Annotated in this window: 11 protein-coding genes; 7 read left to right on the top strand and 4 right to left on the bottom strand. The window is 63.6% G+C overall.

Annotated features, from left to right (window positions below; genetic code table 11):
- Positions 1-117 precede the first annotated feature (117 nt).
- Positions 118-828 carry a YafY family protein gene (locus EOA32_RS28585; protein ID WP_128373497.1) on the top strand — a complete coding sequence of 237 codons (711 nt, stop codon included), beginning with the start codon at positions 118-120 and terminating at the stop codon, positions 826-828.
- Positions 829-897: 69 nt separating this feature from the next.
- Entirely contained in the window at positions 898-1,278 is a 381-nt protein-coding gene (locus tag EOA32_RS28580; protein WP_128373496.1) for a VOC family protein, read from the top strand.
- Positions 1,279-1,336: 58 nt separating this feature from the next.
- Here EOA32_RS28580 and EOA32_RS28575 read toward each other — a convergent pair whose 3' ends face one another.
- From EOA32_RS28575 to sppA, 4 genes are all read right to left on the bottom strand, one after another.
- Positions 1,337-2,308 (bottom strand): ornithine cyclodeaminase family protein, encoded by a 972-nt coding sequence (locus EOA32_RS28575; protein WP_128373495.1) that lies wholly within the window; start codon positions 2,306-2,308, stop codon positions 1,337-1,339.
- Between the two features lie 22 nt (positions 2,309-2,330).
- A complete protein-coding gene (locus EOA32_RS28570; protein ID WP_095778731.1) occupies positions 2,331-2,663 on the bottom strand; it encodes a DUF1049 domain-containing protein in 333 nt (110 codons plus the stop codon).
- Between the two features lie 61 nt (positions 2,664-2,724).
- Positions 2,725-3,009, bottom strand: coding sequence for an integration host factor subunit beta (locus tag EOA32_RS28565; protein ID WP_027165368.1), 285 nt, complete (start codon positions 3,007-3,009; stop codon positions 2,725-2,727).
- A gap of 75 nt (positions 3,010-3,084) precedes the next feature.
- Positions 3,085-4,038, bottom strand: coding sequence for a signal peptide peptidase SppA (gene sppA, locus EOA32_RS28560; protein WP_067318883.1), 954 nt, complete (start codon positions 4,036-4,038; stop codon positions 3,085-3,087).
- Positions 4,039-4,344: 306 nt separating this feature from the next.
- On the opposite strand from sppA, the gene lptC reads away from it, so the two are divergent.
- The 5 genes from lptC to raiA form a co-directional block, all read left to right on the top strand.
- Positions 4,345-5,058 carry an LPS export ABC transporter periplasmic protein LptC gene (gene lptC, locus EOA32_RS28555; RefSeq protein ID WP_128373494.1) on the top strand — a complete coding sequence of 238 codons (714 nt, stop codon included), beginning with the start codon at positions 4,345-4,347 and terminating at the stop codon, positions 5,056-5,058.
- On the top strand, positions 5,045-5,662 hold the full coding sequence (locus EOA32_RS28550; protein WP_095778732.1) for an LptA/OstA family protein: 618 nt from the start codon (positions 5,045-5,047) through the stop codon (positions 5,660-5,662). Before lptC ends, EOA32_RS28550 begins: the two co-directional genes overlap by 14 nt.
- Positions 5,662-6,480, top strand: a complete 819-nt coding sequence (gene lptB, locus EOA32_RS28545; protein WP_095783526.1) for an LPS export ABC transporter ATP-binding protein — start codon at positions 5,662-5,664, stop codon at positions 6,478-6,480. Before EOA32_RS28550 ends, lptB begins: the two co-directional genes overlap by 1 nt.
- 189 nt (positions 6,481-6,669) lie before the next feature.
- The gene (gene rpoN, locus EOA32_RS28540; protein ID WP_128373493.1) at positions 6,670-8,199 is read left to right on the top strand and encodes an RNA polymerase factor sigma-54; all 1,530 of its coding nucleotides are present in this window, start codon (positions 6,670-6,672) and stop codon (positions 8,197-8,199) included.
- Positions 8,200-8,512: 313 nt separating this feature from the next.
- Positions 8,513-8,813: ribosome-associated translation inhibitor RaiA (gene raiA, locus EOA32_RS28535; protein ID WP_128373492.1), on the top strand; the 301-nt coding region annotated here is incomplete at its 3' end.

The following is an 8,813-nucleotide window of genomic DNA, read 5'->3' as shown; positions in this document are numbered from 1 at the left end:
CTCCGGAACGGCACGCCGCTTTTGGCATAGGCCCTTGACCTTCGCAACCGCATGGTCCGGCGCTGTTCTGTCGCGATGCGATGGACCTCGCCCGAAGAAACGGGCAAGTCTCCGGTCATGTCCCGTTCCGAACGCCTGCTCGACCTGATCCAGATTCTGCGCCGCCACCGCCGGCCGGTCAGCGGCCGCACGCTTGCGGATGAAATGGGCGTTTCGATCCGCACGCTCTATCGCGACATCGCGACGCTGCAGGGGCAAGGCGCGCCGATCGAAGGCGAGGCGGGGCTGGGCTATGTGCTGAAGCCCGGCTTCATGCTGCCGCCGCTGATGTTCACCGACGAGGAGATCGAGGCGATCGTGCTCGGCTCGCGCTGGGTGGCGAAACAGCCGGACAAGCGGCTGGCCGCGGCGGCGGCGGATGCGTTGTCCAAGATCGCGGCGGTGTTGCCGGACGATCTGCGTGAGGATCTCGACGCCACGACGCTACTGGTCGGGCCAAATTCAGCGAGCGGCGAGTCGATCGATCTCGGCATCGTCAGGCAGGCGATCCGCAGCGAGCGCAAGCTCGGCTTCCTCTACCGCGACGCCGGCGGCGCGGCCTCTGAGCGCATGGTCTGGCCGTTCGCGCTCGGCTTCTTCGACAAGGTGCGGGTGATGGTGGCGTGGTGTGAGATGCGCCAGGATTTCAGGCATTTCCGCGCCGACCGCATGGCCAATCTCACAGCCACCGAGATCCGCTATCCGCGCCGCCGCCAGGCGATGCTCAAGGAATGGCGAGCGACGCACGATGAATCGGCCCGGAAAACGGCGCAGGAGCCTTCTGGCTGATCGCTGCTGCCAGAATCTGACGGTGGGATGATCTAGCTTGGCCAAGGTTCAAATACCTTGGAGACCGACATGACCACGCCCAATTTCGTCATCCTCTATGTCGACAGCCCCGAGAAGAGCGGCGCGTTCTACGCCTCGCTGCTCGGGCGCCAGCCAGTAGAGGCCTCGCCCACCTTCGCCATGTTCGTCCTCGACAACGGCTTCAAGCTCGGCTTGTGGTCGCGCCACACGGTTGAACCGGCGGCCGCCGCCGCGGGCGGGGGCGGCGAGCTCGTGCTTGCGATGGAGAATGCGGCCGCGGTCGACGCCACGCATGCGGACTGGGCGGAACGGGGGCTGAGAATCCTACAGGCACCGACCGACATGGATTTCGGACGCACCTTCGTCGCGCTCGATCCCGACGGTCATCGGCTGCGTGTCTATTGGCCGAACGAGGCAGCAGGGCGGTAGGGCGGTAGGGCGGGGGCGGTAGGGGTGTGAGCTTCCTGATTGCTCACTACCCTATCTCTTACTGGCTTGTGCTGAGCGCCTTGTAGACGGCGATGCCGGCGGCGAGATCTTCAAGCGCTGCGCCGACCGACTTGAACAGCGTGATCTCGCTATCGCTTTGCCGGCCCTGTTTCTCGCCACGCGCCAGTTCGTGCAGGTCGGCGATGACCGCTTCCGGCTTCAGGACACCGGAAGCCAATGGCTGCACGATGTCGCCGGCCTCCTTGGTGGCGCCGGCGCGGGTATCGACATAGACGCGGGCGCGGGAAATGGCATCGTCGTCGCTCTCGCGCATCTGCGGCGTGAAGCCGCCGACCAGGTCGACATGGGCGCCCGGCTTCAACAGCGCGCCCTTGATCAGCGGCGCGGTCGTGATCGTCGCCGACGAGACGATGTCGGCCTCGCCAAGCTCGGTTTCGAGGTCTCCTGCCACGCTTGCTGGAAAGCCTTCGGCGTGCAGCGCCGCCGCGACCTTTTCGGCATTGGCCGGCGTGCGGTTCCAGATGCGGATCGACTTAACGGGCCTCACCGCCGAATGCGCCTTGGCGAGGAAGGGTGACAGCGCGCCGGCGCCGATCACTAAGAGCCGCGAGGCGTCCTCGCGGGCGAGATAGGATGCGGCGAGCGCCGAGGCGCAGGCGGTCCGCCATTGCGTCAGCCGCTGGCCGTCGATCATGGCCTGGGGTTCGCCGGTCACGCCGTCGAGCAGCAGATAGAGGCCCATCACCGCCGGCTTGCCGATGGCGTTGTTGTCCGGCGAGACGGTGACGATCTTGACGCCGATATGGCCGCCGGCCGAGGTGCCGGCGGCGTCGAAGTCGGTCCAGGCCGGCATCAACAAAAGCGTCGAGGCGGCGCCGTCCGGCCGCTCGATCGCGTGATGGTGGCGCACCGGCTGCACGGCGCCTTCGCGGAAGGCGGTGCGCAGTGTCTCGACCAGACCTGAAAAGGTCAGCGCGCGGTCGACCTCGGCGGCCGAAATAGTCAGCATGGAAAGCTCCGTAAGGCGCTGTTTAGTTCGTCGGCTTCGGCAGCGCCGGTCCTTTCGGCGCAGCGGGTGCGCGGCTCACTGCCTGGCGCAAGTTCTCGGCCTCCAGCCCGCGCTGGCGCGCGAGCTTGCGGTAGCGGCCCTGCTTCACCCAGGTCGCCATGCTACCGACGATCATGCCGATGGCCAAAGCCAGGAACAGGAAGATGAAGAGCGGCAAGTTCAGCGTCAGCGCCGGATTGCCAGGATGGAACGGGTCGAGCGTGAAGGCGACGAGGCCGCGATTGGCGACGGCAAGCGCGATCAGGATGACGGCCAGCGGCACGAAGACCACGACGAGCATGACGCGATTGAACATCAAATCTCCTGGAGGTGGCTTAAGCGCCGAAACGTCGTTTCCCGACCTGCCGGCGCAGCGCCTATTTGCCGCCGTTCAACCTTTCGCGCAACTCCTTGCCGGTCTTGAAGAACGGCACCCACTTCTCCTCGACCTCGACGGATTCGCCGGTGCGGGGGTTGCGGCCGGTGCGGGCAGGACGGTTTTTCACCGAAAAGGCACCGAAACCGCGCAACTCGACCCTGTTGCCTTCGGCGAGCGCGTCGGTGATCTCGTCAAAGATCGCGCCGACGATGTTTTCAACGTCGCGGAGGAAAAGATGGGGATTGCGCGCGGCAATGATCTGCACAAGCTCGGACTTGATCATGAACGTTCCCCGTAAACCACTGCGGTCAAATATCAGGATGATTTTATTGCTTTATTTGGCTCGTTCCAATGGTTGTCAAGGGTGCCAGACCGAAACGAGACCGTCAAGGAACAAGCGGTCGGCGCCAAGCTCGTGAATGATGTCGCCGCCGGCGTCCGGCAGGCCGAGCGCATTGGCGACGGCTTTGGTCATGCTTCTCGAAAACAGGAGGCCGTGCCCCTCCGTATCCTTCCATTCGACGACCTTGAGCTTGCTGTCGACCCCTTTGGTCGCCAGCCAGTTGATCGCCTCGGGTTCGCCGCCAACGGCATCAACCAAGTGATTGGCGAGCGCCTGGCGGCCGGTGAAGATCGAACCGTCGGCCAGCGCCTGCGCCTGCTCGCGGGTCATCTTGCGCCGTTCGGCGACAATGCCGACGAACCAGTCATAGCTGTCGAGGATGAGCTTGCGCACCATGGCGCGCTCGTCGTCATTGGTCGGCTTGAACGGCGAGGGCGCAGCCTTGAGCGGCGAGGACTTCACTTCCTCGAGCTTGATGCCGAGCTTGTCCATCAGGCCGCTCACGTCGGGATACTGGATCAGCACGCCGATCGATCCGACGATCGAGGTCTTGCGGGCGACGATGTGGTCGGCCGCGCTTGCGATCATATAGCCGGCGGACGCGGCCAGCGTGCCGACCTCGGCCACCACCGGCTTGTCGGCGGCGAGCTTGCGCACTTCCTCATAGATCGACTCGCCGCCAACCGTGGTGCCTCCGGGCGAATCGATCGACAGGATGACGCCCTTCACCGTTGCGGATTTGCGGATCGTCTCCAGTCTTTTGATCAGCTCCTCGTCCTCGGTGATGGTGCCTTCAATCTTGACCTTCGCGATGTGGTCGATCGCCTGACCGGTGAAATCGTCACCATAGATCCATGCCGAAAACGCGATCAGAGCTGCCGCCACAATCACAAACGCGGTCACGCGCCAGAACGTCAGCTTGCGGCGCAAGCGGCGGCGGTCGATCAGGTCGTCGGCTCTCATTGCCATGGTCAGCCTCACATTCGGTGGGAAAGGACGCTTTTAAAGCAACCATCCGCGCGGGGCTACCGTTTCCTGATGCCCTGGCCCTGACAGGTCTTGGCGCAACGCGGCGGTCACGACGACCTCACGAAAAATTAACGCAGCCCGTTCCTATCTGCTATGAAGAGCTGGCAGTGCAGCCGGATTCGTCCTAGTCGTACGGTAGTAGCCGTCACATTTTTGCAGTTTTCCTCCGCTTGTGCTTGCTTGCGGGGACCGGCATACCACCTATAGGCGGTGTTTGGCGGGGCAAGGGCTCATTAGAAAATAGTCATGTTGGCGCGATCTGACGAAACGAGCGATGCCGAAACGGTATCGGCTGCCGCTGGCGAAAGCGGCACGCGCGGCGATGCGTTCGATCGTGCGCAGCAGCATTCGCGCCGCGTGCGCGTGTTGAAATTCGCCGTGCCGCTGCTGGCGGCGGCAATTGCGATCGCCTTTCCGGTCTATTCTTATCTCGCCGCGCCGGTGTCGATCTCGGTACAGGCCGACGGCACGGCCTTTTCGGACGGCAAGCTGGTGATGGCCAATCCCAAGCTCAACGGCTTCACCAAGCAGAAACTGCCTTATTCGCTGACGGCGACCAGGGCGACACAGGATGTCGGCAAGCAGGGTATCATCGACCTCGAAGGCATCAACGCCAAGCTGCCCGTCGCCAGCGACAATGTGGTGGCGGTCAACGCCGCGCATGGCATATACGACCGCGACGCCAACACGATGGACCTCACAAGCGATGTCCTGGTGACGACGAGCGACGGCATGGAAGCCAAGTTCAAATCGGTCTTCCTAGACATGGGCAAAGGCTCTATGAAGACCGACAATCCGGTCGATGTCAGCCGCGGCGGATCGCGCATCACCGCCGACTCGATGTCGGTGGAAGAAAACGGCAAGGTCGTGGTCTTCGAGAACCGGGTGCGCGTCAACATTGACGCGGCAAGTCTGAAGGCGGCAGAGGCAAAGGGCGGGGAGCAGAATGCGTCGCAGTAGTTCGGCAAGGCTTGCAGCGGCGGCCTCTCTCTTCATGTTGCTCGAGGCGGCGCCGGCGCTTGCCCAATCCGGCGGCACCAGCCAGATGTCCGGCCTGAAATTGTCAGGCGACCAGCCGATCCAGATCGAAAGCGACAAGCTCGAGGTCCGTCAAGCCGACAGCGCGGCGATCTTCAGCGGCAACGTCACCGTCAATCAGGGGCCGACGCTGCTCAAGGCCGGCAAGATGACGGTCTATTACGTCAAGGACCCAAACGCTCCCAAGGGAGCGGCGGCGGGCGCATCGGCGATGACCGGGGCAGCCAACATCGACCACCTCGTGGTTGAGAACAAAGTCTATATCAAATCGAACGACCAGATCGCCACCGGCGACAAGGGCACGTTCGACATGAAGACCCAGGTGCTCGTTCTTTCCGGCAGCGAAGTCGTGCTCTCGCAGGGCGACAACGTGCTCAAGGGTTGCAAGCTCACCGTTCAGATGAAAAGCGGCCTTGCCAATGTCGACGGTTGCGGCACCGGCGGTCGGGTCATCATGTCGATCACGCCGCAGAAGCAGGGCGCGCCCCAAAAGGGCACGGCCCAGCAGGGAGCGTCGAGCAACTAATGGCCGGCGTATCGTCGCTGCTGGCCCGCCTCCCGGGGCGGACAGCCGCAAAAACGTCTGCGCCGGCAACGATCGGCGCCGACAAGGCGAAGTTCAAGGGCACCCTGATCGCCAAGGGCCTGACCAAGAGCTATAAGGGCCGCAAGGTGGTGAGCGGCGTGACGCTCGGCGTGCGGGCCGGCGAAGCCGTCGGACTGCTTGGTCCCAATGGCGCCGGCAAGACCACCTGTTTCTACATGGTCACCGGTCTCGTGCCGGTGGACGAAGGCACGATCGAGATCGACGGCTTCGACGTCACCTCGATGCCGATGTACCGGCGCGCCCGCCTCGGCATCGGCTATCTGCCGCAGGAAGCGTCGATCTTCCGGGGCCTCAACGTCGAGCAGAACATTCGCGCCGTTCTGGAAGTGGTGGAAAAGAGCCGCAAGGAACGTGAGCGCACGCTCGACGAGCTGCTCGAGGAATTCCACATCAGCCATCTGCGCAAGGCGCCGTCGATGTCGCTGTCCGGCGGCGAAAGACGCCGCCTCGAGATCGCGCGGGCGCTGGCCACACGGCCGGCCTATATGCTGCTCGACGAACCCTTCGCCGGTATCGATCCGATCGCGGTCGCCGACATCCAGCAGCTCGTCCGCCATCTGACCGCGCGCGGCATCGGCGTGCTGATCACCGACCATAATGTGCGTGAGACGCTCGGCCTGATCGACCGCGCCTATATCATCCATGCCGGCCAGGTGCTGACGCATGGCCGCGCCGACGAGATCGTCGCCAACGCCGATGTGCGGCGGCTCTATCTCGGCGAGGGTTTTACGCTCTAGACGCGAAAATTCCGGTTCCGCGGCAATTTCTCGCTGAATTTTCCGGCTTTATGCCTGCTCTGCCCGCGAATAACGGTCCGGTAAGCCGTCTCTGCTAGCGTTTTCCTTGACAAGCAAAAGCCGGGCCAGTTTCTATGCCCGACCGAAAAACCGCAGCTCGATGCGTAGACGAGGCGTTTGAATCCAACCATGGCGCTGGCGGCCAAACTGCAGCTCAGACAGTCCCAGTCGCTGGTGATGACGCCCCAGCTGATGCAGTCGATCCGGCTGCTGCAGCTCACCCATGTCGAGCTCGAGCGCTTCATCGACGAGGAAATCGAGCGCAATCCGCTCTTGGAGCGGGCCGAGCCGCAGGACGATGCGGGCGGCGACCAGCCGCAGAAGAGCGAGACCGCTCCGGAACCCGCCGCCGGGGACGACTGGTTCGAAAGCGAGACGGAATGGAGCGCCGAGGCGATCTCGGAAAAGCTCGACTCTTCGCTGGAGAACCTGTTTCCCGACGATCCCGGCACCAGCGAAAAGCTCGGACCGGATCTCACCGCGCAGTGGAAGTCGGCATCCGCGGGCAGCGCCGGCAGCGCTTCGTCGGAAGGCTTCGACGTCGGCGAGATGGCCGCGACCATCGTGACGCTGCGCGAGCATGTCGGCGAACAGATCGCGCTTGCCTTCGCCAAACCCGGCGAGCGCCTGATTGCCGGCGAGCTTGCCGATAGCCTCGACGAAGCGGGCTATCTGCGCGCCGATCTGGAAGAGATTGCCGCGCGGCTGGGGGCGGACAAGGGAGCGGTGGCGCGAGCGCTCGCGGTCTGCCAGACCTTCGAGCCGGCCGGCCTGTTTGCCCGTGACCTCGCCGAATGCCTGTCGCTGCAGCTTGCAGCTCGCGACCGGCTCGATCCGGCGATGAAGGCCCTGGTGGCTAATCTCGAACTTCTGGCGCGGCGGGATTTCCAGACGCTGAAACGCATCTGCGGCGTCGACGAGGAAGACCTTCTCGACATGCTGGCCGAGATCCGGGCGCTCGATCCGCGTCCCGGCACCGCGTTTTCGGGCGGCGCGAGCGACGCCATCGTCGCCGACGTCGAGGTGCGGGCCGCTGCCGACGGCAGCTGGGCGGTGGAGCTCAACGCCGACACGCTGCCGCGCGTTTTGGTCGATCATGTCTATTTCGCCCGAGTTTCCGGCCATGCCAAGGACCAGGCGGAAAAGGAGTTTCTGGCCGAATGCCTGCAGAACGCCAACTGGCTGACGCGCAGCCTCGACCAGCGGGCGAAGACGATCCTGAAAGTGGCCTCGGAAATCGTGCGCCAGCAGGACGCATTCCTCGTTCATGGCGTGCGGCATCTCAAACCGCTCAACCTGCGCACGGTGGCCGACGCGATCGGGATGCATGAATCGACGGTGAGCCGCGTCACCGCCAACAAATACATGCTGACGCCGCGCGGCGTGTTCGAGCTGCGCTATTTCTTCACCGCTTCGATCGCCTCGGCGGAAGGCGGCGAAGCGCATTCGTCGGAAGCCGTGCGTGACCGCATCAAGCAGCTGATCGACGAGGAAAAGCCCGCCGACGTGCTTTCCGACGACGCTATCGTCGACATGCTGCGGGAAAGCGGCGTCGACATCGCCCGCCGCACGGTCGCCAAATACCGGGAAGGCATGAACATTCCTTCATCGGTGCAGCGGCGCCGGGAGAAGCGGGCGCTGGCCAACGCCGGGCGATAGGGCAGTTGATATTCATCGGGCCTGACCTAGTTTGGTCCGAGCTGAGGAATGGCGATTTTTCACAGTTTTCGTGTTTCATTGACAAGCTGCAATGAAGTGTCTAGAAGCCCGCCCGCATGAGCCGGGCCGTGATGCCCGCCTCGCGAATGGCTCCGTCAAAGCGAAGGCCTCGGACGGCCAGAAGGCGACTTGTGATCAACCGGAAAGTTCGGGTCTAAAATCGGCGCGCGTGCCGCCGCAAAGCTTGTGCGCGCGCACCACGGGTATAAACTTGGGACAGTTTGAAGCCTGAGCAGGGAAGGTCAGTTTTCAGATGAATCTGCGCATTTCGGGAAAACACATGGACATCGGCGATGCGTTCCGTACGCGCATCAACGATCGTGTCAACGAAGCGATTGAAAAATATTTCGATCGGGGTTTTTCAGGACATGTAACGGTCATCAAAGCGGGATCGCGCTTCTCGGCCGATTGCATGATCCGCCTCGATTCCGGCGCCTCGCTGCAGGCGACCGGGGACGCCCAGGATCCCACGCTTGCCTTCGAGGCGGCCGCCGATCGCCTCGAAACGCGGCTCAGGCGCTACAAGCGCCGGCTGAAGTCGCACAATTCCAGCA

The organism is Mesorhizobium sp. M1A.F.Ca.ET.072.01.1.1 (assembly GCF_004023325.1).
Lineage (GTDB): Bacteria > Pseudomonadota > Alphaproteobacteria > Rhizobiales > Rhizobiaceae > Mesorhizobium.
The sequence above is the reverse complement of the archived record's forward strand: the minus strand, read 5'-3'. Positions and strand labels throughout refer to the sequence as shown.